Here is a 21,814-nt window from a genome sequence, read left to right as displayed (position 1 = left end):
GTTGTGCATGCGGTTGGCATCAGGCTATGCAACTGCATGACTGACACCGTATCTGCGCAAAATTCCTACAAACTGGACGACCAAATCGGGTACTTGCTGCGGCTGGCCAGCCAACGGCATGCCGCGATTTTCCAAGCGCACGCAATTGAAAACCTGACGCCAACGCAGTTCACGACGCTGCTGCGCGTGTCTGAACAAGGCCGTGTTTCCCAGAACCATTTGGGGCGTTTGGCTGCGATGGATGTCGCGACAATCAAAGGTGTTGTCGATCGGCTGCGCGCCAAAGGGTTGACCCAATCAGGAACCGATCCAAGCGACAAACGTCGCACAATGATTTCGCTGACAGACAAAGGCGAAGCGCTGATCGCGGATCTGGTCCGCATCGGCAAAGCGATTTCTGCCGACACGTTAGAGCCGCTCACTGACGCCGAACGTCAGACGCTGATCAAGCTGTTGCGCAAGGTCACGTAACGACTTCGGGCAGTCGATTTGCCGGCGGCGTGTTGCGGCTGCGTCCGCTACACACAACCCCGTCGATCACCGTCATCCCGACGCCAGGCAAATTGCCCAGTTGCACAGATTCCAGCATCGTTTTGCCCGGTGCATGTTGCGCCTGATCCATCAGAACAAAATCCGCGCATTTGCCGACCTCGATCAGCCCCGTGTCCAGCTTGCGTTGGCGCGACGTATTGCCGTTGCCAAAACAAAACGCGATCTCGGCAGGGACGTTTCCGAATGCCGACAGCATCGCGATCATCCGCAAAATGCCTAGCGGCTGCACCCCCGATCCAGCAGGCCCGTCGGTGCCCAGAATGATCTGGTCCATTTTGCCCAATTCGCGGGCTGTGTTCACGGTCAGGACCGCCGCGCGCTCGTTCCCGTTGTGCACAATTTCGAACGCAGCTTTGCACCCTTCGCACAGGCAAATGATCTGGTCATCTGGCAGCGCCGAGTGGCCGCCGTTGATGTGACCGATCACGTCGGTGCCGGTTTCCATGACCATGTCCGCGTCGATCAAACCCGAGCCGGGGATCGAAGGGCCACCAGTGTGGATCGTGCTTTGAATGCCGTATTTGCGCGCCCAACCGACCATTTCTTTGGCGGTTTTACCGTCCTTGACGGTGCCCAGTCCAACTTCACCCAACAGGGTCACGCCCGCCTCTGCGAGGTCTTTGAAATCCTGCTCGACCATGCCGTGTTCGATCACCGGCGCGCCGGCGTGAACTTTCATCCCCGAAGGGCGAAAATTTTCGTACCAACGCTGCGCCGCGATCGCCATCGCCTTGAGGCCGATGATGTCTTTTGGACGGCCCGGCATGTGGACTTCGCCTGCTGAAATCAATGTCGTGACGCCGCCGTGCAGGGTGGAATCGATCCAGTGCAATTGCTGTTGGCGCGGGGTGTAGTCGCCAATGACCGGGTGAATGTGGCTGTCGATCAGACCCGGTGCGAGGGTGACGCCATGGGCATTGATCACGGTCGTCGCGCCCTCGGTATCCATGTCTTTTTCAGCGCCCCACGCACTGATTTTGCCATCAATCGCGATCAAACAGTCGCCGTCAAAAATCGGTTCTTCCATCTTGCCCGACAGGATTTGCCCGATATTCCTGATCACCAATTTATCTGTCATTTGCCCATCCTTTGATGAATTTCACACGCCCAAATAGCGTTTTAGCTTGGCCGGGTCAGCCCGCAGGCTAGCCGCATCTGTGGTTTCGACGCTTTTGCCATTTTCGATAAACGCCACGCGATCCGCAATCGATAGAACCGCATCAACCCGTTGTTCTACAAGAATAATCGCAATACCTTCGGCGCGCATTTTGGTGATGACATCACGGATCAGCACGATCATTGATGGTTGCAAACCTTCTGTAGGCTCGTCCAGCATCAACACTTTGGGCCGCAAGCAAAGCGCGCGGGCGGTGGCCAACATCTGTTGCTCGCCACCCGACAACGTACCTGCTTGTTGCTTAAGTCGTTCACGCAAACGAGGGAACAAATCCAGCACCCATTCGCGGGTGTCACGGCCTTGTTTGCGCGCCATCAGGCCGATCTCGATATTTTCGGATACGGACAATTCAGGAAACAAACGCCGCCCTTGCGGGATGTACCCGACGCCACGTTTCGGGATTTCATGTGGTGGCAAATCGCTCAGCGTTTCGCCGTCCAAAGTAATCTTTCCCGCAGACAACGGCAGCTGACCCATGATCGATTTCAGCGTTGTGGTTTTGCCCGCACCGTTGCGTCCGAGCAGGCACAGAATTTCGCCGGCACCAACCGTCAACGACACATCAAACAGCGTTTTCACTTGGCCATAAGCGACGTCGATATGCTTAATCTTCAGCATCTGTTGTCCCCAAATAGGCCGCTTGGACCGCTGCGTTTTCGTGAATTTCGGACGGTGTTCCATTGGCCAAAACCATGCCTTGATCCAGCACGGTGATGTGATCCGCCGTTTCCATAACCACAGTCATGTTGTGTTCGATCAGTAGGATCGTGACCTCGCCCGCGAGCGACTTCATCAACTGGATAAAGTCCTGCACTTCGGATTCAGCCAACCCTTGGGTCGGCTCGTCCAGAATAAACACTTTGGGATCTTGTGCCAAACCCATCGCGATTTCCAGCAGGCGTTGATGGCCATAACTTTGATCACCGGCGATTTGATTTGCCCGTTCGCCCAAACCAACACGCGTCAAAACTGAGCGCACTTTGGTATCAACCGCGGTCTCGTCACCACGCAGCGCACGGCGGGCAGCCAGGGCCACATTTTCGTGCAACGTCAGCCCCGGAAAAACCGAAGTGATCTGAAAGGTATACGCAATCCCGAGCTGAATTCGTTTGTGCGCCGGCAGTTTGCTGATGTCTTTGCCTTCAAAAAACACCTGCCCCCGCGTTGCTTCGATGCGGCCAGACACCATGCCGACAAAGGTCGATTTGCCAGCACCATTGGGACCAATAAGCGCGGTAATCTTGCCCTGCGCCAATTCGAAATCGACGTCAGTGTTGGCTTTGATACCCGCATACGTCTTGGTTAATCCACTTGTGTGGAGGATATTTACGGTAGCCATGGCATCACCCGTTTGCGCAGTTCACCGGCCAGTCCTTGGGGCGCGAACATGGTTAGCAGCACCAAAACCACACCGGCGATCAACATGTACGCGTCGGTGTAGCTGCTGGAAATGTCGATCAAATAGAACATAAAGAGCACACCAATCAGCGGGCCAACTGTGGTCCCTGCCCCGCCCAAAAGCACCCACAACAATGGAAAAATCGAATACTGCACAGTTGCAAATGTCGCGCCCACATAGCCGAACAGCAACGCATACGTTGCCCCGCCCATGCCCGACACAGCGCCTGAAACCACGATCGCCTGCAATTTCAAACGGGTGGCATCATAGCCCAACATGCGCGTGCGTTCTTCGTTTTCGCGAATGGCAATCAGCGTGCGCCCAAAGGGGGATTGCACCAATCGCGCCAGCAGCAAAAAGCAAATCGCAAACAGTATAAACGCCGCGCCGTATCGCCCGCCTTCGCTGGTCAGATCGATGCCAGCGACGGTCCGCTGCGCCTGCTTGATCACAAATCCTTCGTCGCCGCGCGTGTATTCGCCAAAGTACAGGATCGTCAGATATCCCGCTTGGGCGAACATCAACGTCACGATCATAAACGCGACCCCTGACGTGCGCAGCGCCAGCAAGCCAATGAACAACGACACTACAGCGGCAGCCAAAATACCGAACGCAAATGCCACAGGCACAGGCAGGCCCAATTGTGTCACCGTCATGCCAAACCCGTACATGCCAGCGGCAAAAAACAACGCGTGTCCAAGGCTTAATAGCCCTGTGTAGCCAAACAGAAAATTGTACCCCATCGCGTAGATCGCCAGCACCATGATCCGCGCCATGTTGCCCGTGTGATAAGGCGGTAAAATGAAAAACAACGCCGCCAAAACGACCAGAACACCCAAGTGCAGGCCCATCGATTTGCGTGATGCGGTCACGGCGCGCGCCTCCCCATCAGTCCCTGAGGCCGGAACACCAGCACCATCGCCACCAGCAATGTTGCGAAAATTTTGGCCAGGGTGGGCGAGAAAAAGACCGAGATGATGCCGTCGCTCATGCCGATCAGGAACGCCGCGATTACAGTGCCTGGCAGACTGCCGAGACCGCCGATGATGACGACAATAAATGACAGCAACAACGGATCATGACCCATCAGATAATGCGCCTGTTGGATCGGTACCACCAGAACGGCGCCAATCGCGGCCAGCCCTGCGCCCAACCCGAAAACCCAACTGTACACACGTCCAACAGGCACGCCAAAGGCCTGCGCCGTTTCGCTGTCTTGTTGTGTCGCGCGCATGATCAATCCCAGCTTTGTGCGAGTGATCAACATCCAAAGTGCGAGCAGAATAACGGCGGCGGCGACGATCACAAACAGCTTGTAACTGGTCGTGCTGAGCCCCCAAGGCCAGAACATCGCAAAGCCGTTTTCGCCCCATTCAAACCACGGCAAGGCAAGCCGCGTGTTGAACGGTGCCTCGACCGGACGCGCATCAGGTCCAAAGGTCATCAGCGTGGTTTGCTGGATAATGTAGAGCACACCGATGGTTCCGACGATCGTGCGATCCGGATCATATTCGATGCGTTTCAGGATCAAACGATCCACGCCAGCAGCCATCGCACCGACAAACAGCGGCGCGATAATCAGCGCGGCTAGAAACCCGAACGCCGCGTGACCACCGACGTGCGAGGCGACCCACCACGCGATGACAGCGCCCAGCATAAAGAATTCGCCGTGCGCCACGTTCACCACGCGCATCACACCAAAAACGATGCTGAGGCCCATTGCAGTGAGCGCAAGAATGGACGCGATGACCGCCCCCTCGAGGGAGGCGAGCATCAAGTGAGGCCCAAATTCCATGGTTGGTCCGCCTATCTAACGTGTTGAAATCAGAAGGATTGCGTGGTGTAATCCACCTCGTCTTCGTACAATCCGTCTTCAATTGACGCAGTGTGCACGCACACAAGTTTCCCGTCTTTGACTTGCGAGATGTACTGCTGACCAAAGGTTTGGTGCGTCTTGCCGTTAAAGCGTTTTGGACCCTGTGGATGATCATCCGAGGCGGGCATGTCTGTCATCGCCTCCACCGCTTCGATCAATCTGGAACGATCCGCCGGGCCTTGGTAGTCGGCCGCCTCCATCCCGCGCTTGATGATGTTCAGCGTTTCCCAGCACCCAAACATGTGTGCGTAGGTCGACACATCCTTGCTATCCGCGAGCGACGCACCGCGATCATCGACACCAACGGCTGCGCGGAACGCTTTGTCATGGCTGGTTTGATCGACTTGGGCGTGGCGCGGATTGCCTTCCCAGAAATACGTACCTTCGAGGAATTCTAGACCCGGGCTGTTGATATCCACCGCTTCCAAGCTGTCGATAAAGCCAAAGATTTCAGGTCGGCTTGGGCCAAAGAATTCGCCCAGTTCTTTGACAAACGTCAGAACCGCAGGGCCAACCATGACGTGATACACAACTTCGGTTTCACGTGGGATCGACGGGAAATAGCGGGTGAACGTTGTCTCGGTCGGTGGGATCGCGATCTTGGCAACAACTTCGCCGCCTTGCGCCTCGATCGCGTCAGAAAAGAAGTCGCGGTGATCGTGGCCAAACGCGAAATCCGGATAGATCATCGTGACCTTTTTGCCCAAGGTGTCACCGACAAACGGCGCCATCGATTGCACCTGACTTTTCACATCAGTGATGCCGGGTTGCAGCGTGTAGCGGTTCAGTTTTCCGCTGGCGACGTGGTGCCCTTCGGAGACTACAAAATACGGTAGCTTCAATTCACCTGCGCGCGGGGCAGATCCGAAAACCACATGGCTGAACAGCGTGCCAAAGGCGACGTCACAATTGTGCTGCGTCGCGAATTTCTCGACCACTTCGGCGCCGCGTTTGGGGTCGGTGCCGTCATCTTCGATGACCAATTCAACAGGACGCCCGTTGATGCCGCCCATGTCGTTGATCCGCTTTGTCGCGGCTCGGGTGGTTGTGTCGTACCAGCGACCATAGGCGGCGCCGATCCCAGTTGCGTGTTTTTGAAAACCGATTTTGATGGGTGCCACGCTTTGCGCCGAGGCAAAACCAAAACTACCAGACGCGGCCATCGCGCCGACACTGGCCCCCATTCCGATCAAAGCCGAGCGGCGGTTTATCGTTGATTTATTCGTTTTCCCGTTGGACACAATTTTGCTCCCATGCATTATTTTTACAGCATTCATGACTCAAGTTTGTGTGTATACAAACGAAATGTCTAGAACTTTCTTAGCTTTTACATACCGCGCGCGGTTGCCAAAAGCCACAGACCAAAGACGGTGTAGGCGACCATCAACACGCTAATGCCCAGCTGCAAAAGGACAATGTTTTTGCGATTTGCAACGAGCGTCCCCGCCACATGGTGCGCCATCAAAACCGACAGAATATGCGAAAAAACAACGGCCCCAGCTTGTGTTAGCCAAATCGTTTTGACGCTGGCGGGCGATTTCAAGAACCCTGTTGTGATTTGGATTTGCCCCAACCCAAACAGGTTCGATCCTTGTTGAAAAGGATCCGAAAACGCCAGCGCTGCGTATTGAATTTGCACCAGAAAACTGACCAAGAAATGTGCAAAGTGATAGCCAAGCGCAATCGGCAGTATGGCGATCGCGAACGCAGTAAAGGCGTTGGCAAAGGTAGATTTCGGTGATTTCCCGACGCATTTCACGCCAGTCCAAACCGCAAACGCAAAGATGCTGATCAACGCCAGACTTGCCGCAAACATGCCAAAAGACGATGTCCAAATCACGGCTGAACGGCCGGGAAATTCCAATGGATTGATGCCGATTTTTGCCAACCACCAGAAGGTTTCATGCAAGCCATCAAAGCTGCCAGTGCCCAGAACCAGAAGGCAAAAAACAGCGAGGCTTATGCTAAGCGGCCCCCGCTCGATCGCGTTCCACCCCGGTGTGCCCAGCCTAAGGGTACGGGCGAAATTCGCAGGACGAAGCCGCCCGATCAAGTTAAACAGAACGCTCAGAAATTCGACCTGCGCCAGCCACGGCTTACGCCCAAAAATAACCATTCCAAGGAACGTAAAAATCCAATACCCCGCCGCAACATTCGCAAGACGCCTAGGATCGCTTGGGGCAATGTCAGCGATCGCAAAGACCTGAAACATCATGAACAACACAACGGCCGGCCATACGCCCAATTTTACCGGCAGTTTGTAGATGGGTTCGGACGCCCCCATCGCCAACCGGTGCAGCCCAGACCACGGATTAATCCAGCGCCAAACATCAAAGAAGATGCCTTGCGTCACAAACACACCCACCCACAGCATCGTCCAAATTACCAATGGCAACAGGTTGCTTTGCGGATCAGTTGGCCCGAACAGGCCAATACCAATTAGGGCGACAAAACTTGCTGTGGCAAAAAGATTGCAAAGGGTCACCAGCGCGTTAGATCGCCATCCTTGCCCCAACTCTACTGGTCGAAAAATGATCGCCAGCGCACGTTTGCTAAGAACGGTCACCAGCAAGATCGAGGCAACAACCGCAAGTGTGCCGCCCGCGATATAAAGTCCTGTTGGCAGCAGTAAAACAAATCCCTGTTCTGAAGCATGCGCCTGTGCCTGCGCGGCGGGCAAGAGGCAGAACATAGTCAATAAAAAAATGAGATAGCGCGTTCGATTGGATTTCATATCAGCAGTATACATACCAAACGCAGATTAGAAATCGCGTTCAACAACCCGCTTTGAAACCTAGAAAAGCTCTATTGATGGGCCATTTCCGGTCAAACCTTTGGCACCCACTTGCTCAATCGGAGACTCGCTTGCGGGGATAAGCATGTGCCGCACTTTGCCATCGCACGGCGAAAACTGCAGCTTGCGTGCCAAGGTTCCGCCCAGATTTTCCGCGACACAAGGAAACCCCTCAGCCTTCAGGAATTCTCTTGTGAATTTCTGATTGCTCACGCCAATATTGGTAAAGGATTTGCGCATTTCGCCACCGCCAAAAATTTTACACTGTAGATTTGACCGCTCTGCTCCTAGCTTTAGAACACCGTTGATCAACAGTTCCATTGAATTGACGCCATATCGCATGTCTTTGGAATTCAAGTCCGTTGAGCCCGGCAAAAGAAAATGGTTCATCCCGCCAACTTTTGCATCGCTATCAAACATGCACACCGCAATACACGACCCCAAAACCGTCGTGTACAAAACATTCGGATCAGCCGTCACCAAACAATCCCCTTGGATAACAGGGATTCGTTTTTGGATGGGAAGGCTCATATTCATTTCATGACCTTGGACAATGATGTCATTTCAAGGGGGCAGTGGACGTTGTTTAACCTCATTCTTACACCCCTTTCCGTTGATACATCGTGAAGCCGGTCTTACTAAATTCTGATTTTGCAGCGCCGGTCAAATGCTCGGAGTGTCCAATAAAAAGATGGCCACCGGGGGCCATAACGTCACTGAATGTGCGCCATAATTTCGTTTGAGTATCACGGTCAAAATAGATCGCAACATTCCTGCACAAAACCACATCAAACGGCCCGTGAAACGGCAGTGGGTCTATCAAATTCAAGACACCAAAAGTGATCATAGATCGAACATTGCCTTTGATCTCACCGACGCCACTAGGTCCGGTTTCAGTCACATATTTGGTTTGTAATTCGCGGGGGATACCGTCCAATTCGGCCTGCGGAAACTGCGCAACCTTAGCCGTTTCAATGACAATCGGGTCAATGTCGGTTGCCAGAATCTTTAGATCCCACGTTTTTGCGGCAGGACATAAATCCAGGATTGTCATCGCCAGCGAAAACGCTTCTGGACCGGTAGAACACCCTGCCGACCACAATCGAACACGCTGACCTTCCGCCGCCGCCTTTAGCAAGGGCGGCAGAATGGTGTTTCGCAATGCATCAAAGTGGTGCTGTTCGCGAAAGAAATGTGTGACGTTTGTCGTCAAAACCGACAGCAATTCCGTACGCTCATCCTTGGCCAGTGGCCCTTGCAACCGCACGAGATAATCAGAAAAACTGGACATGCCCAACTGCTTCATCCGCTGCCCCAAACGCGACTGGATCAATGCCATCTTTGAGCGCGACAGGTTCAAACCGAAATAGGTTTTCGCGATCTGTGCAATGCTTTCAAAGTCCGCTTGTGAAAACGTCCACGCGTCACGGCCTGACATTTCGGTCAGCACCTCACCACGTTGTGTTTGTGTTTCACGATTTAACAAGCTTGCTCAGTTCCTTTGCCGCGTGACCGTTTGTTGTTACCGCGCCCGGTTTAAGAAATGGTTGCGACTGGTTCTTGCACGCAACCCTTGTTAGGAAAGGACAACACAATACGCCCACGAGGATGCCCATGACCTACGTTTTCACGCCCCCACCCCAAGCCAGTCTGGCCGTTGTCAATTCAACCGACCGATTTCCGGTGCGGCGGGTGTTTTGCGTGGGGCGCAATTACGAGGCGCACGCGCGCGAAATGGGCAATGATCCTGACCGCGAACCGCCGTTCTTTTTCACCAAACCTAGCGACGCGGCGATCGACACCCCCTGCGCGATCCCCTACCCCGTGCAAACCAATGATCTGCACCACGAAATCGAGCTGATCATCGCCATCGGCAAAGGCGGCCACGACATCGCCGAAGACGACGTGCCAAACCACATTTGGGGGGCTTCAGTCGGCATTGATCTAACACGCCGCGACATGCAGCAAATCGCCAAAGACACGCGCCGCCCGTGGGACATGAGCAAGGGTTTCGACAACTCCGCCCCCATCGCGCCTATCATGCCGCTGGCTGACGTGCCTAGCCTGACCCAAGGCCGCATCTGGTTGGCTGTAAACGGGAACATCCGTCAGGATGCAGACATCGCAGACCTGATCTGGTCGGTGAACGAACACGTCGCTTATCTGTCACGCTCAGTGGCGCTGGCCGCGGGCGACATCATCATGACAGGCACGCCCGCAGGGGTCGCAGCAGTTGGCAAAGGCGACGTGATGACCGGCGGTGTCGACGGGATCGGCACACTAGAAGTGACGATTTCCTAGACACTCAGCGTGGCGGCCACAGCCCGTTTCCAGCGCGCATAGGCCATGTCTTTGGCAGCGCGATCCATCTGCGGCGCAAACCGGTGATCGCGCGCCCATTTTGCCGCAAACCCGTCCGCATCGGGATAAATCCCGGCCTTCATGCCAGCAAGCCACGCCGCTCCAAGCGCCGTTGTCTCGACGCCAGCAGGACGATCAACCGGCGCGCCCAGCATGTCGGCCAGAAATTGCATCGCCCAATCATTCGCACTTAGGCCCCCGTCCACCCGCAACACCGCGTCGCCTGCGTTCGGCCAATCAGCACGCATCGCATCCAGCAAATCGCGGGTCTGGAACCCGACGCTTTCCAATGCCGCGCGCGCCAAATCCGCAGGGGTCGTATCGCGCGTCAATCCGTAGGCAGCGCCGCGACAGTCGGCATTCCAGTACGGCGCACCAAGCCCGGTGAACGCAGGGACCAAGGTCACGTCCCCCCTGCCCTGATCCGCCAACGTCTGCGTGTCGGCAGCGTTCACAATCACGCCCAACCCATCGCGCAACCACTGCACTACGGCACCAGCAACAAAGATCGACCCCTCAAGCGCATAGGTCGCCTTGCCGTCAAATTGATAGGCCACCGTGGTCAGCAATTTGTTCTGCGAGGCAATCGCGTCATCACCGGTGTTCAGCAACGCAAAACAGCCCGTGCCGTAGGTCGATTTTAACATGCCGGGTTCAAAACACGCCTGCCCGATTGTGGCGGCTTGCTGATCACCGGCGACGCCCAAAACCGGTACCTCTGCGCCAAAATGTTCCGCCTGAACCACACCAAATTCCGCAGCGCAATCCATGACCTTTGGCAGCATCCGCATCGGCACATCCAGCAGATCGCACATCCGCGTGCTCCACTGTCCTTTGCGAATGTCATACAGCATCGTGCGCGCAGCGTTGGTCGCGTCGGTCACGTGGGCCGCCTTGCCCGTCAGGCGCCAAATCAAAAAGCTGTCGATGGTCCCGAACAACAGCTTGCCCGCAGCGGCCTGCGCGCGGGCACCCTCGTGTTGGTCCAGCAACCATTTCACCTTGGTGCCGCTGAAATACGGATCAGCCAGCAAACCGGTAATTGCGTTGATTTCATCGGCGTGACCAGCTGTGCGTAACTCTTCGCAAAACGGGGCGGTGCGACGGTCTTGCCACACGATTGCGTTGTGCAAGGGCGCGCCTGTTTCAGCATCCCAGATCGCGGTTGTTTCGCGCTGGTTGGTGATGCCGATGCCCGCCAGATCTGCCGCAGCGATCCCCGCGTTGGCCAAGGCGTCACGGCAGGTCGTCAGAACCGACTGCCAGATTTCCTCGAGGTCATGTTCGACCCAACCGGATTGCGGGAAATACTGGGTAAATTCCTGCTGCCCACTGGCCACGGGCTGCATGTTTTCATCAAAGACAATCGCGCGGGACGAGGTCGTGCCTTGGTCGATTGCGAGAATGAAACTCATGGCGTTGCCCCTTGGTCTTTGATCCATTTATCAATGGTCGCGATCTGGTCTTTGGTCAGGCGCAGGCCCAATTTTGTGCGCCGCCACACCGCGTCTTCAGCGGTGTGCACGTATTCACGTTCGATCATCCAACGCAATTCTGCGCCCGTAAGCGTCGCGCCGAAATCGATGCCCAGATCGGTCGCCGCTTTGGCCTCGCCCAGAATGTCACGCGCTTCGGTTCCGTAGGCGCGCACCAAACGCGCCGCCCATTTTTCGCTCACAAACGGATAGTCGCGTTGCAATCCCGCACTCAGATCCGCAACCCCGTCGACAGGGAAATCGCCGCCGGGCAAAGGCACGCCAGCGGTCCAGTCTTCGCCCAGATCAAGCTTGGCCAAAGCCTGCTGTGCAAGTTTGCGATAGGTCGTGATTTTTCCGCCAAAAACGCTGAGCAAAGGCGCCCCGTTGGTGTCTAAATCCAAAACGTAGTCCCGCGTGGCGGCCGTGGCAGATGCGGCGCCATCATCATACAGCGGCCGCACCCCCGAGTAGGTCCACACCACATCCTGCGGCGTCACGGGTTTGGCGAAATATTCAGAGGCGAACCGGCACAGATAATCGCGTTCCTGATCGGTGATTTCAGGGCTTTGGTGAGGGTCATCGTGGTCCGCATCGGTGGTGCCGATTAACGTAAAGTCCTGTTCGTAAGGAATGGCAAAAATGATCCGCCCGTCAGTGCCTTGAAAGAAATAGCACTTGTCGTGATCGTACAAGCGTTCGGTCACGATATGGCTGCCACGCACAAGGCGCACGCCGGCGGGGCTGTTTTGATGCAGGACACCGCTTAGAATGTCAGCAACCCACGGCCCGCCTGCGTTCACAATGTTTCGCGCGCGAAACAAACCGGCTTCGGTCTCGATCTCCCAAAGCTGGCCAACACGGCGCGCGGACGTCACCCGACAGCGGGTCAAAATCTGTGCGCCGCGCTGTTCAGCGTCACGCGCATTCAGCATCACAAGGCGGGAATCCTCGACCCAGCAGTCGGAATATTCATAGGCTTTTTCAAAGCGCTTTTGCAGCGGTTTGCCCTCGGGGGCGCTGCGCAAATCCAAGGTCGTGGTTGCGGGCAGAATTTTGCGCCCGCCCAAATGGTCGTACAAGAACAACCCCAAACGGATCAGCCACGCAGGGCGGCGTCCTTTCATCCAAGGCATCACCCAAGACAACAGACGCGAGGTTGGCGTGTCACTTTCGAACCGCATGTCCGCGCTGTAGGGCAGCACAAATCGCATGGGCCAGGAAATATGCGGCATGGCGTTCAACAACACTTCGCGTTCGGTCAGCGCAGATTTTACCAGCCCGAATTCAAAAAACTCCAGATAGCGCAAACCGCCGTGAAACAGTTTGGTTGACGCCGAAGACGTCGCGCCGCCCAGATCGCCCTGCTCTGCCAAAGCCACGGACAAGCCACGACCAGCGGCATCCCGCGCGATCCCGCACCCGTTGATGCCGCCGCCAATGATAAACAGATCCAACGGCGTTTCAGTCATACTACCCATGCTTTAATTGCTACCGGCTTAGTCAATCAGGGCACCGCGGCGGGTGCAAGGGGATCAGCAAAAATACACCAAATGTCACCCAACTTTGCCTCGAAAGTCGTGCTCGCAAGAAATTGAGTGTTGATTTCTTTTTAATCGGAATACGTTATGATTTGAACATTTAGGGAGACGGTCAATGATCCGCACTATTTTAACTCTTACCGCACTTGGTTTTGCAGCCCCTGCTTTTGCAGATGGTCATTCGACCGGGGATGCCGAAGCGGGTGAAAAAGTCTTTGGCAAATGCAAATCCTGTCACATGATCGTTTCCGACACGGACGAAGTGATTGCGAAGGGCGGCAAATCAGGCCCGAACTTGTATGCGATCATCGGGCGCACGGCGGGTTCTACCGAAGGGTTCAAATACGGCAAGGATATCATCGCCGCAGGCGAAGCTGGTTTGGTTTGGGACGAAGCGTTGATCGCCGAATACGTGGTTGATCCTAAGAAATTCCTGCAAACATTCTTGGACAGCAAAAAAGCCAAATCCAAAATGTCTTTCCGCCTGAAAAAAGGTGGCGAAGACGTTGCAGCCTATCTGGCAAGCGTTGGTCCGGCACCCGCTGAAGACGACGCCGCGGCCAGCACAGACGGCTAATTTTAAAAGTCGAACCTAATTTTAAAGCCAGCGGGATTTGTACCCTCGCTGGCTTTTGCGTTTCAGAAAGAGATTCTAAGTTCGCTGACGGTCGCGTCGATTTCTTGACAGGTGCGCAGCAGACGCGCCTCAAGGTGGCTTTGCACGTAGGCTGCATGAAACCGTGACGGCGCGCGCAATGTGATCCGCCCCCCTGCCCTGTCTTCACGGACCAAAGCACTGATCCACGACGCATAAAGACCTGCGTCTTGCGCATGCAGCACCCCTTGGGCCAGCGCCCATTCCGTGCCACTGCTCAGGTCCGGCGCAGTCACCGTGCCGCGCACTGGCAACGGCACAACGGTGGTTTCCGCTGGCGCATCCTTCTCGGACATCCGCAATTCAAAGTCGGGACCAACAGCCCCCCAGTGCGCTGATGTATCCGCAAGCATTTTGGCCAAATCCATGCTGTATTGCGTCACGCGACCCCGCGCGCCTTGACGGCGGACAACAAGCCAACCTTTCGCCCGCAAATGCGCCATCTCGCGCTTTACCGTTCGTTCGTCGACTGACCACATTCGCGCAATTTCGCGTTGGCCCACAGACAGTTCATCACGCGCCCAATTGTAGCGCGCAGTGATCAAAGTCATAAGTCGTAGAACGCGGCGCTGTTCATGTTTACCTTGCGCTAGGGCGAATGTGCCAAGCGCGGTTAACAAATCGTATTTCTGCGCCTGTGCCCCACGACCAACAGGTTTCGTGGATAGCATAGCTGCCCTCGTTTCGTGATGTTGTCCGCTGGCCAAAACTGTCGATGACCTAGGGTGCCTCTGGATGTGACTTATCATGTCAATTGAGCGTTTCTAGCCGCTTTTCATCTCTTGGCTCTGATTTGCGTCCGTTTGTCCGATTCTGTCAAGAGATCACTTTTATTGAGAGAGCTCTAAAACCCAAATCTAAAAGAAATATAGGTAATAATGGTATAGGGGGACGTTCTGTCTGTCCCCCATTGAGATCATATTGTCCCCCAATAGGCAGTGGCGTGCTGTAGCTTGTCACCCTATATCAAGTGCGCTGCACTGGAAAATTCAGTGGCCTTGCCGAATCGGAACTCCGCAGATCAACTTATGTTACCTCACATACAGGTTTGTTGATTCCCTGCGCGCGTTACTTCTCGGCCTCAACATATTCGCTTTTGCATTTTTCTCCTAATCAGCGTAAATCAGAGAAAAGGCACAATTAGCGTCCCCGCGGGGACAAAAGAACAGCAGGCACCACATGTTTACTCATCAAGATCTGGCAAGGCTTCAATCCCAATCCCTCAAAATGCAGGGGTTCATTCGCCAGCAAACATTCTCGCCCGAGAGCGAAAAAACACTGCGCAGGTTCAGCAGTTGGGAAGTTGCGGAACTGATTTTCAAAGTAAACCAGTCGACGTTGCGCGGACGGTTGGCGGCCGATCCGTCGCTTCCCCAAGGCATTGTCGAAGAAGACGGGCGCCAGCGCTGGTACACTCTGGAAGAGATCAACGAATTGCGCCGTCGCCTTAAGGTGAACCGCAAGTCCTTGATGCCAGAACGCCCGGCTGGAAAACGCGCGATCCGCGCTGCGATTGCCAACTTTAAGGGGGGGGCCGGCAAGTCGACCGTCGCGCTGCATTTTGCCCATGCCGCGGCCCTTGATGGGTATCGCGTGTTGTGTGTCGACTTTGATCCGCAAGCAACGCTGAGCCATTCGATGGGCCTGAATGACGTCGCCGAAGAATACACGGTTTGGGGCATCATGGCGCGTGATCTTGCTGTCGAAACGGACCGGATGAATTCCTCTGCCAGCGGTGCCGAGAGCGGTGCCGCCCTGCCCCAACGCCGCCTACCTGCTGCGATCACGGACATGGGTTTGACTGATCTGCGGGCCTCGGATTTCATCAAGCCAACCAACTGGCCAACGATCGACATTGTCCCCAGCTGTGCGAATGCTGCTTTTGTTGAATTTGCGTCGGCGCAATATCGTCACCTTAATCCCGAATGGTCGTTCTTTGCGGCTGTGTCGCGGTTTCTGGATCAACTGCCAGCGGACGCTTATGACCTGATCGTTTTCGATTGTCCGCCTGCGATTGGCTATCAATCGATGAACGCGGTGTTCGCGGCGGATGTGCTCTATATTCCGTCGGGTCCCGGCTATTGGGAATACGATTCGACCACGTCGTTCATTGGTCAGCTGGCAGAGGCGCTGGAGGATCTGAGCCGCTTTAACGGGCTTGTCCCCGCGGGGACAATGAACTTGCCCAAAGCGTTTTTGGATCTGCGGTTCATGCTGACGCGGTTCGAGCCGAACAACGATTTGCACAAGGCAATGCAGGCTGCGTTTGGCAAGGTATTCGGTGACCGGTTGACGGAACATCCCATTGAAATGACCCGCGCGGTTGAACAATCAGGCCGGTTTTTGTCGTCGATTTACGAGAGCGATTACCGTGATATGACACGGGAAACCTGGCGACGGGCGCGTGGATCGTTTGATCGGGCATACGAAGAATTTCGCGATAATCTGGTTTCGGCATGGCAGCAGATGGAGGATGAGGCATGAGCAAGCGACGCGTTTTCGACATCAATTTTGATACGGATGACACGGATGTCCCCGCGGGGACACCTGAGGCTGAGACGCGGCGTGGGCCAATGGCTTCGGCGATCTCGGAGAATGCTGCTGCGCTAGAACAGCGCCAGACAGCAGAGGCGGCGATTCGCGCCGAGAATGATCGTCTTGCGCATGAATACGTGGCGCTGAAAAAGGATGGTGCCATTGTCGCGCGTGTATCATTGGAACATGTGCGCACGTCGAAATTGGTGCGTGACCGCGCGGCTGGCGTTGATCCCGAGCTAGAAGAATTGAAGGCCTCGATTGTGGCGGTCGGTTTGTCAAACCCGATCCATGTTGAGGACACAGGGCAGGGGTATGAGTTGATCCAAGGCTTTCGTCGCCTGTCTGCCTACAAGGAATTGTTGGCTGAGACGGGTGATGACCGGTACGCAAAAATCCCTGCGGCGTTGCAGGCCAAAGGTGTGCAGTTGGATCAGCTTTATCGCCGTATGGTCGATGAAAACCTTGTGCGCCGTGATATTTCATTTGCCGAGATGGCGGGGCTCGCGCTGTCCTATGCCAAGCGTACCGATGGTGTGACGGCTAGGGATGCGGTTGAGATTCTCTTTGCCTCTGCCGGTCGTCAAAAGCGGAGTTACATTCGCCATTTCGCGGTACTTGTGCACAGTCTGGGCGGGGATCTAAAACACGCAGAATCGATCCCGCGCGCATTGGGTCTAAAGCTGGTTAAAGCATTAGAGAGTGATCCAAAGTTGATGGGGCAGATCACGTCCGTATTGCGGGCGCACCCTGAGCGCACTTCCGAGGAAGAGGTGCAAATTCTTGCATCTGCCTTGGTCAAAAAAGCGCCAAAGGCAACGTTGCCAAAGACCGTTACAGGATCAGCGCGCACGACGTTCAAGCTGAACCAACCCGAAGGTGTTGCCAAATGCACGGCGACTGATGGGCGGTTCGAAATCCAGTTGGATCGCAACTTTGGCGCAGTTGACCCGCGCAAATTAGAAGCGGCAGTTCGTGCGTTGTTGGATCAGTTGCGCAAGTAAAAGCAGTCTCTAACTTGGCGTTTAGAGCCTGCTTTTACAGACCTTTAGTGAACTGTCCCCGCGGGGACAGTGCGATGGGTTGCTCTCATTTGTTCGGCGCGCGTTTTGGCGGGTGCTGCTAAAGACGGCAGGCCAGCTTGATCGTACACTTCGGCCAACATCAAATTCAGGGGCACGCCGTCGGGATCATAAGTTCGGCGCATTTCTAAAACTTGTTGTGCGCGGGCGGATTGGCCGGACTGGATCAAGGCATCAAGGTGGATTTGTTCAAATAGGTCGCGTTGCGCGTGACTGCCCCCACATTCAGCCAGACGGGGAAGCGATTTGCCCAAGAACCTAATCGCGTCTTCCCAGTCTTCTGCTGCGTGCGCTGCAATTCCGTGTGCTGCCCAAACAGTGACATCACGCCAGACCTTCCAGTCGTGTTGCGTTTCATCCATCGCGCGGTCTTCGATTGCGGTAAGCAAACCTTCGGATTCCGGTCGCTGGGCCCGTCCCAAGGCGTAAAGATATTGTAACGTCAGAAATGGGCTGACGGTATCCGCGCCCCGCTCTGCAATATGGTCCGCGACGTCGTTCCAGCGATCACCAACATCAATCCCCGCGAAATCCATGCGGGCCAGAAGCGAGGCGGCACCAACTTGGTCTTGGCTATAATCCTTGGCCAAACCCCACACGTGGGTGTCGTATGCAGCGCGCACATCATCGTGCCGGCCCGCGCTGATGTAGAACAACGCAAGGTGCCACCAGTTGTGACTGTGCATGAACGAATTGAGGTTCGACCATGTGTCCGCAACGCTTTCTAGAAATGCGATGCCTTCGTTGACTTGGCCGCGAGTCAAAAGAATATGCGCAAGGGCGTGGTGGGCCCAAGGTTCGTCGTGGCGCAACGACATTGCACAGCGCGCTGCCGTTTCTGCGTGATCCAAGAGGTGGCATTCCTCATATCCAAATGCAACCATGCCGTGTACGTAGGGGATGTCGTCAGCCGCAGGCAAACACTTGAGCGCAAGCCGCAACATCGCGGGAAAATCACCGATGTTGAACGTGTGGTACTGTCCAAGCTTCAGCGTCGCCATGTCACGCGGATGATCCGTTAAAATCTCGTCGCACTGCTTGATGCATCCCGGTACGTCCCCGTTTGCCCAAAGGCGAATTGCCTGCACAAACATGCGTTCCCGGGGCGTAACAGTGTCTATTTTTGCCTCTGCGAGCGCCAGAAATGGTTCTGCTTTTTGTGGCGCAATCGGGGCCTCAAGCATCATCCACAACATTGCGGTATAGGCATTGGCAAGACAGCACTCAGGTGCCTGTGCGGCGGCGGCCATGACGTTGGTGGCCTTTGGCTCAAATCCGATAAATCCGTGAATGAAATCATCGATGGCTTGCAGCGTGGCCTTGTCTGCGTGGCTTACGGGCAGGCCGTATAAATCCTGTGTCATGCGGCACCTTTGATCGGGTTGGATTGGGTGAAAGCGAACAGATGATCCGCAACCTGTTTTGGGGCATCCCAATGGATGGAATGACCCGCGTGCGCGATGACGTGCTGCGGGTAACCGTCTAGGGCTGTCTGGGCGTCCTTCAGGGGGATCAGCAGATCAGAGCCTGCCAAAAGGCATTGCACCGGCGTTTCGGGCGGGTGTGACAGGGCAGAGGGGTCAAATGTGGCCAGCGCGTCGATCTGGTGGGCCATCGCGTCGGTTGATTGCGCAAAAGGATACTCAAGCGAGGCTTTTGTGGCCTCATCGATCGCTTCTGGCGTGTCAAACAGACTGGTCGCAAAGAGCCACGGAAACAACGCGCGCAACCACGTGTCAGCCGGTGCATTGCTGCGCCTGATCGCCACGAGCGTTTGGAACAAGGCCACGTTGCGCGACATTCGCATCGGCGCGGTGGCGGCTGTGGTTAGGCTCGCGATGCGGGCAGGGTGGTTCTGCGCCAAAAGCAGGCCAATCAATCCGCCCATTGAATGCCCAAGAACATGTGCGTGGGGGATTTCCAAGTGATCTAGCAAGGCGCGCGCGTCATCGGCGACAAGGTCTAATGCAGCCGGCGCGTTCCAAGGCGTCGTGCGCCCAGTGGTGCGATTGTCTGGCCGGATCAGCGTAAAATACGGCTCTAACATGGGCAAAAGCGGTGCCCAACTGGCGCTATCGCTTAGCATCCCTGCCAGCATCAGCAGCGGCGGACCTGTCCCGCTGACCTCGTAGTGCAGACTGACGTCACCGCGATCCAGCTTAGGCATTGAGCGTGCTCCAACACGGCAGCAAATCGTTCGGGGCAGGGGTGGCGGAATAGACGGCGCGGGCAATTGCACGGGACAGACACAGGGCAGCGGCGTGACCCGCCAGCATCGCGTCTTGAGCCGGGTTTTGGATCGCCTGCGCGCCGGTTGATACGCCAAAGACCAGATCACCGTCGCCGGGCATGTGCGCTGGCACAATCGCGCGTCCGATGCCGTCGTGTGCGGCCGTTGCCATGCGTTGGCAGCCTGCCTTGTCCAAAGCCAAATCCGTGGCGACAATGGCAATTGTGGTGTTTGCGCGCTCAAACATGGCGGTGATTTTACGGCTGTTCAGATCACGACCTAAACCAGAGGCAGGATCAGGCCCTTTGCCACCGAATTCACCGTCAATTTCAAAGGGCGCGGCCCAAAAATGGGAATCGCTGGGCGTGGTCACGCTGCCAATCGGATTGACAGCAACAAGGGCGCCGACGGTCGATCCGTTCGGCAGCACCAGCGAAGCCGACCCAAGCCCGCCTTTGAGCATACCAGTCAACGCGCCGGTGCCTGCACCGATTGTGCCGATGTCGAAGGTGTCAGAGGCATCGGCGTAGGCGGCAAGTCCCAGTGCGCGGTAAGGGTTTTCTGCCCAATCCTTGTCGCCGCCATTCAGCAGATCGAACAGGATTGCGCCGGGCACCAACGGGATGCTGGCTTGCCCGACTTTGTATCCGCGCCCGTCTGCACGCAGCCCGTCCACGACGCCAGAACATGCATCTAGCCCGTAGGCGCTGCCGCCTGACAGGACCAAGGCATCGACAGCGGTTACGGATTTGTCGGGGGCGAGCAGATCCGTTTCACGCGTCCCCGGTGCGCCGCCCATGACGTGCACCGACGTGACCAAAGCCGCATTCCCGATCAGGACCGTGGCCCCTGATTTCAGAGTGTCGTCCTGGGCGTTGCCGACCCTAAGGCCAGCAACATCCGTAATCAGGTTTTTGGGGCCAGGAACCATGGCGCTAAATACGTGGCTTGGCGGCTGCGGTGGCAGGATCGCCTGTGTTAGGCTCGCCTTTTGGCTCGATCAGCAGCACTTTGCATTCGTGTTCAGCGCGTGGGCGGTGCGTGACGCCTTTGGGAACGATGAACAATTCACCAGCTTTGACGGTGTGCGATGCGCCCTCAAGATCCATGGCCATTTCGCCCTCAAGCACCAAAAAGAAATCATCGGTGTCAGGGTGTACGTGATAGGGGAATTCGCCCTGGAATTTGACCACCATCACGTCGTTGCCATTGTAGTCAGCGATCACATGCGGATCCCAATGGGTGCTGAACTGAGCAAGCTTTTGCGCCAGATTAACCGGTGTCATAACGCGTCCCTTTCGAGGTTATTCAAATCCCAACAAAAACAGCTGGATCAATGTCCGTTTGTCAGGGCCATCATATGCGATTGCTGTGTCCACAAACAACAGACCCAAACGGCAGGCGTCGTTGTTACTAAGCAAGCGCATGCTTTCAGCTGATTTTTCCAACTGGCGCATCAGGTTTTCCGCCTGCGCGCGCTCGATCACGTCGCTAAAGTACAGATCAGACACTTTTTGACGGGTGGCATTTGAAATCTTCGGGGGTGCTTTGCGCGACACGCCAGTGATCGCGGCTTTGCGCAAAATACGCAAATATTCACGCAGGGCAGGGGTGTTAAGCCTTGATACCACGCGATGATTATCGCGGCTAAAGGTTTCGGGGTTGATGGTTTCCTTCATCACGCGCCCGCAGTTCGATTTGGTCAGCGCGCGCACGACGGTGGTTTCGACCTTGAGAAAATACACCTGCTCTTTGAGCGGCAGAAACGGCAGGCCGCGATCGACCAAAGGCTGTATCACGCCGCCCAGTTGGTTGGTGGTCGGCTGGCCCTGACGCGCGGCGATCAGTTGATCCGCAACAAAGCTGGACACGCCTTTGTTGGCCATGACCTTGCGGGTGTGTTCCAGCATGATCGCTGTGCGTTCTTCGTCGAAACCGGACTGGCGATACCCCAGCGCGATGCCGGGCAATTCATGCAAACCTTCCAGAACGCGGACCACATCGGATTTGCGCACCTCTTGGGCATTCAAGGGCAGGATCATAGTTGCGGCCAGCGCTGCGGCACACACCAAGCGAAGCAATTGTCGGGCGATAAACAAGGAGCAATATCTTTCGTTTGGATGCAAAGTCACGGCAC

Annotated in this window: 22 protein-coding genes; 5 read left to right on the top strand and 17 right to left on the bottom strand. The window is 55.8% G+C overall.

The genetic code is table 11. From position 1 onward, the window contains the following. Nucleotides 1-36: 36 nt before the first annotated feature. A complete protein-coding gene (locus ACFIO0_RS21015) occupies nt 37-471 on the top strand; it encodes a MarR family transcriptional regulator (RefSeq protein WP_390915400.1) in 435 nt (144 codons plus the stop codon). On the opposite strand, the gene ACFIO0_RS21010 is transcribed toward ACFIO0_RS21015, so the two are convergent. The 9 genes from ACFIO0_RS21010 to ACFIO0_RS20970 form a co-directional block, all read right to left on the bottom strand. Then, nucleotides 464-1,630 (bottom strand): amidohydrolase family protein, encoded by a 1,167-nt coding sequence (locus ACFIO0_RS21010; protein ID WP_390915399.1) that lies wholly within the window; start codon nt 1,628-1,630, stop codon nt 464-466. The two genes, ACFIO0_RS21015 and ACFIO0_RS21010, sit on opposite strands and share 8 nt — an antisense overlap. Before the next feature lie 21 nt (nt 1,631-1,651). Beyond that, a complete protein-coding gene (locus ACFIO0_RS21005; RefSeq protein ID WP_390915398.1) occupies nt 1,652-2,347 on the bottom strand; it encodes an ATP-binding cassette domain-containing protein in 696 nt (231 codons plus the stop codon). Then, nucleotides 2,334-3,068 carry an ATP-binding cassette domain-containing protein gene (locus ACFIO0_RS21000; RefSeq protein ID WP_390915397.1) on the bottom strand — a complete coding sequence of 245 codons (735 nt, stop codon included), beginning with the start codon at nt 3,066-3,068 and terminating at the stop codon, nt 2,334-2,336. Before ACFIO0_RS21000 ends, ACFIO0_RS21005 begins: the two co-directional genes overlap by 14 nt. Beyond that, nucleotides 3,056-4,000, bottom strand: a complete 945-nt coding sequence (locus tag ACFIO0_RS20995) for a branched-chain amino acid ABC transporter permease (protein WP_390915396.1) — start codon at nt 3,998-4,000, stop codon at nt 3,056-3,058. Before ACFIO0_RS20995 ends, ACFIO0_RS21000 begins: the two co-directional genes overlap by 13 nt. Next, nucleotides 3,997-4,923, bottom strand: coding sequence for a branched-chain amino acid ABC transporter permease (locus ACFIO0_RS20990; RefSeq protein ID WP_390915395.1), 927 nt, complete (start codon nt 4,921-4,923; stop codon nt 3,997-3,999). The genes ACFIO0_RS20995 and ACFIO0_RS20990 overlap by 4 nt, the downstream gene beginning before the upstream one ends. Before the next feature lie 29 nt (nt 4,924-4,952). After that, nucleotides 4,953-6,263: an ABC transporter substrate-binding protein gene (locus ACFIO0_RS20985; RefSeq protein WP_390915394.1), complete on the bottom strand. Its 1,311-nt coding sequence runs from the start codon at nt 6,261-6,263 to the stop codon at nt 4,953-4,955. A gap of 68 nt (nt 6,264-6,331) precedes the next feature. Beyond that, the gene (locus tag ACFIO0_RS20980) at nt 6,332-7,696 is read right to left on the bottom strand and encodes a hypothetical protein (protein ID WP_390915393.1); all 1,365 of its coding nucleotides are present in this window, start codon (nt 7,694-7,696) and stop codon (nt 6,332-6,334) included. Between the two features lie 102 nt (nt 7,697-7,798). Beyond that, nucleotides 7,799-8,218, bottom strand: a complete 420-nt coding sequence (locus tag ACFIO0_RS20975) for a chemotaxis protein CheD (RefSeq protein ID WP_390915392.1) — start codon at nt 8,216-8,218, stop codon at nt 7,799-7,801. Between the two features lie 178 nt (nt 8,219-8,396). Further along, entirely contained in the window at nt 8,397-9,284 is an 888-nt protein-coding gene (locus ACFIO0_RS20970; protein WP_390915391.1) for a CheR family methyltransferase, read from the bottom strand. Between the two features lie 128 nt (nt 9,285-9,412). On the opposite strand from ACFIO0_RS20970, the gene ACFIO0_RS20965 reads away from it, so the two are divergent. Further along, nucleotides 9,413-10,099, top strand: a complete 687-nt coding sequence (locus tag ACFIO0_RS20965) for a fumarylacetoacetate hydrolase family protein (protein ID WP_390915390.1) — start codon at nt 9,413-9,415, stop codon at nt 10,097-10,099. On the opposite strand, the gene glpK is transcribed toward ACFIO0_RS20965, so the two are convergent. Beyond that, complete coding sequence (gene glpK, locus ACFIO0_RS20960; protein ID WP_390915389.1) at nt 10,096-11,574, bottom strand: glycerol kinase GlpK; 1,479 nt, start codon at nt 11,572-11,574, stop codon at nt 10,096-10,098. The genes ACFIO0_RS20965 and glpK overlap by 4 nt on opposite strands. Then, nucleotides 11,571-13,115: a glycerol-3-phosphate dehydrogenase gene (gene glpD, locus ACFIO0_RS20955; protein ID WP_390915388.1), complete on the bottom strand. Its 1,545-nt coding sequence runs from the start codon at nt 13,113-13,115 to the stop codon at nt 11,571-11,573. Before glpD ends, glpK begins: the two co-directional genes overlap by 4 nt. 175 nt (nt 13,116-13,290) lie before the next feature. Between glpD and ACFIO0_RS20950 the strand changes: the two genes are divergently transcribed. Continuing rightward, complete coding sequence (locus ACFIO0_RS20950) at nt 13,291-13,752, top strand: c-type cytochrome (RefSeq protein WP_390915387.1); 462 nt, start codon at nt 13,291-13,293, stop codon at nt 13,750-13,752. 62 nt (nt 13,753-13,814) lie between these two features. On the opposite strand, the gene ACFIO0_RS20945 is transcribed toward ACFIO0_RS20950, so the two are convergent. After that, entirely contained in the window at nt 13,815-14,501 is a 687-nt protein-coding gene (locus ACFIO0_RS20945; RefSeq protein WP_390915386.1) for a hypothetical protein, read from the bottom strand. A 508-nt stretch (nt 14,502-15,009) separates the two neighbouring features. Here ACFIO0_RS20945 and ACFIO0_RS20940 point away from each other — a divergent pair. Next, nucleotides 15,010-16,314 (top strand): AAA family ATPase, encoded by a 1,305-nt coding sequence (locus tag ACFIO0_RS20940; RefSeq protein ID WP_390915436.1) that lies wholly within the window; start codon nt 15,010-15,012, stop codon nt 16,312-16,314. Further along, on the top strand, nt 16,311-17,369 hold the full coding sequence (locus ACFIO0_RS20935) for a ParB N-terminal domain-containing protein (RefSeq protein WP_390915435.1): 1,059 nt from the start codon (nt 16,311-16,313) through the stop codon (nt 17,367-17,369). The genes ACFIO0_RS20940 and ACFIO0_RS20935 overlap by 4 nt, the downstream gene beginning before the upstream one ends. Before the next feature lie 44 nt (nt 17,370-17,413). Here ACFIO0_RS20935 and ACFIO0_RS20930 read toward each other — a convergent pair whose 3' ends face one another. Genes ACFIO0_RS20930 through ACFIO0_RS20910 form a run of 5 tightly spaced genes read right to left on the bottom strand, consistent with a single transcriptional unit; the run spans nt 17,414 to nt 21,776 of the window. Further along, nucleotides 17,414-18,811 carry a tetratricopeptide repeat protein gene (locus tag ACFIO0_RS20930; RefSeq protein ID WP_390915434.1) on the bottom strand — a complete coding sequence of 466 codons (1,398 nt, stop codon included), beginning with the start codon at nt 18,809-18,811 and terminating at the stop codon, nt 17,414-17,416. Next, on the bottom strand, nt 18,808-19,614 hold the full coding sequence (locus ACFIO0_RS20925) for an alpha/beta fold hydrolase (protein WP_390915433.1): 807 nt from the start codon (nt 19,612-19,614) through the stop codon (nt 18,808-18,810). Before ACFIO0_RS20925 ends, ACFIO0_RS20930 begins: the two co-directional genes overlap by 4 nt. After that, nucleotides 19,607-20,608, bottom strand: coding sequence for a P1 family peptidase (locus ACFIO0_RS20920; RefSeq protein WP_390915432.1), 1,002 nt, complete (start codon nt 20,606-20,608; stop codon nt 19,607-19,609). Before ACFIO0_RS20920 ends, ACFIO0_RS20925 begins: the two co-directional genes overlap by 8 nt. Before the next feature lie 4 nt (nt 20,609-20,612). After that, entirely contained in the window at nt 20,613-20,963 is a 351-nt protein-coding gene (locus ACFIO0_RS20915; RefSeq protein ID WP_390915431.1) for a cupin domain-containing protein, read from the bottom strand. Between the two features lie 18 nt (nt 20,964-20,981). Continuing rightward, nucleotides 20,982-21,776: a hypothetical protein gene (locus ACFIO0_RS20910; RefSeq protein ID WP_390915430.1), complete on the bottom strand. Its 795-nt coding sequence runs from the start codon at nt 21,774-21,776 to the stop codon at nt 20,982-20,984. Nucleotides 21,777-21,814 lie beyond the last annotated feature (38 nt).

This window comes from Pseudosulfitobacter sp. SM2401 (genome assembly GCF_042932805.1).
Classification (GTDB): Bacteria; Pseudomonadota; Alphaproteobacteria; order Rhodobacterales; family Rhodobacteraceae; genus Ascidiaceihabitans.
This window is presented reverse-complemented; position numbering and strand designations above follow the sequence as displayed.